Annotated in this window: 3 protein-coding genes; all 3 read right to left on the bottom strand. The window is 45.9% G+C overall.

Annotated features, from left to right (window positions below; translation table 11 throughout):
* Positions 1-219 precede the first annotated feature (219 nt).
* Complete coding sequence (locus HMPREF1546_RS00405; protein ID WP_036636363.1) at positions 220-708, bottom strand: hypothetical protein; 489 nt, start codon at positions 706-708, stop codon at positions 220-222.
* A gap of 72 nt (positions 709-780) precedes the next feature.
* Positions 781-1,020, bottom strand: a complete 240-nt coding sequence (locus HMPREF1546_RS00400; RefSeq protein WP_021751577.1) for a type II toxin-antitoxin system YafQ family toxin — start codon at positions 1,018-1,020, stop codon at positions 781-783.
* The gene (locus HMPREF1546_RS00395) at positions 1,013-1,279 is read right to left on the bottom strand and encodes a type II toxin-antitoxin system RelB/DinJ family antitoxin (RefSeq protein ID WP_036630097.1); all 267 of its coding nucleotides are present in this window, start codon (positions 1,277-1,279) and stop codon (positions 1,013-1,015) included. Before HMPREF1546_RS00395 ends, HMPREF1546_RS00400 begins: the two co-directional genes overlap by 8 nt.
* Between the last annotated feature and the right edge of the window lie 217 nt (positions 1,280-1,496).

The following is a 1,496-nucleotide window of genomic DNA, read 5'->3' as shown; positions in this document are numbered from 1 at the left end:
CCGCACCAACAATAAGACCAGCCAGCACAATTATTCCCGCATAAATAGGATATATAAAGCTCTGCTCGACACCTCCACCAGCTATAGATGAAAAAACTATACTAATGAGGCCACCGCCGCCAAGCAAAAATACAGCCATAAGTAACATTGCTACAATCGCTTTTTTCATAGTAATCTCTCCTTTTTAATTTGCTTTTTCCAACATTGGACTACGCCCTTCTATTTTCCAAAAAGCCGGCTCCACCAGTTCCTTGGCTGTTCCGGCTTTTTTTGGCTCTGCTGATCCGCTCCAACCCCATCGGTAAGAAGCTGCTGCTGGATCGTCCCCGCATGAAGTACCTGGGCAGCCTGTGCGGTCTGCTGTGCCGCAACCAATGCCGAGCTGACCTCCGCCAGTCTTGCGTTCAGCTCCTCGATCTGCTTGTCCTTTACAGAAAGCTGCTCATTTTTACGGTCTAATTCTTTCTGCAACATGGAAATCAACGCCGTTTCAGATGTTTCGCAAGTTTCGCAACTTGCTTTCGCCGGTTGTGAAACTCGCTTTCGCTCAACTCCTAAATAATGCTGATATATAGCGGTTTTTTGGCTTTTGTTGATTGCGAAACTTCCTTTCGCATCTTTCGCAACATGGTTTCGCCGACACCACGCTCTGACCGCCTGTTCTGACACGCCACATTCCGCCGCAATTTCCGTTATAACACCCGCCATATATCATCACCACTCTTTCATCTGGAGCAATTCTCAAAACAAATCGCTATGAGAACCCGTCCTAATCAATTTCTAAATCAAGGTCTCTCTGACAACCTTGTAAACAAGCAACCAGTCCGGCTCAATGTGGCACTCTCTCATGTCCTTATAATTTCTGGAGTTAGTAAGAGCGTGATCCCGATATGCCTCCGGCAATGGTTGCTCATTGCATAGCAGCGTAATGACTTCTTCCAGCTTCTTCGGATTGCAGCCCCGTTTTACCGCAAGCTTATAATCTCGTTTGAACTGCCCCGTAAACTCCGGCTTAAGCATTAAGTGCCTCCATCAGATCGCCAACGCTGTCAAACGGTCCAAACATATCCTCACCCTTGTCTGCCGCCTCCATCGCAGCATAGGTGGTGGCGTTCGGCTCGTCAACCTTGACCTCAAAGGGAAGTCCATGACACCTAAGTGCCTGGCGATAAAAAATACCCGTCGCCGTACTCAAATCCATTCCCAAAGTCTTAAAAAGAGCTGCCGCCTGTGCTTTCAGCTCCGGCTCCATTCTTATCGTCATATTTCCTTTAGCCATAATAGCACTCCTTTCCTCGTCATTTTTATAGCTTGCACTAATATTATACTCAATATTCATGACACTTGCAAGTGCATTGCAAATATTTTTTGCAACTTTTCTATGAACAACGATTTTCTATATGGTAACACCGTAGCGTGGACATTTAGGGGTTGAAAAAGCCTTATTTCATGCAGTTTTCAAGCCTCGTTTTCGGTGGGGGTAATATAAAACCATT

This window comes from Oscillibacter sp. KLE 1745 (assembly GCF_000469445.2).
GTDB lineage: Bacteria > Bacillota > Clostridia > Oscillospirales > Oscillospiraceae > Oscillibacter > Oscillibacter welbionis.
The sequence above is the reverse complement of the archived record's forward strand: the minus strand, read 5'-3'. Positions and strand labels throughout refer to the sequence as shown.

Excerpts from the sequence above, each read along its gene's own strand:
- HMPREF1546_RS00405 (WP_036636363.1), bottom strand. The coding sequence starts at position 708 with ATGGCGGGTGTTATAACGGAAATTGCGGCGGAATGTGGCGTGTCAGAA.
- HMPREF1546_RS00400 (WP_021751577.1), bottom strand. The coding sequence starts at position 1,020 with ATGCTTAAGCCGGAGTTTACGGGGCAGTTCAAACGAGATTATAAGCTT.
- HMPREF1546_RS00395 (WP_036630097.1), bottom strand. The coding sequence starts at position 1,279 with ATGGCTAAAGGAAATATGACGATAAGAATGGAGCCGGAGCTGAAAGCA.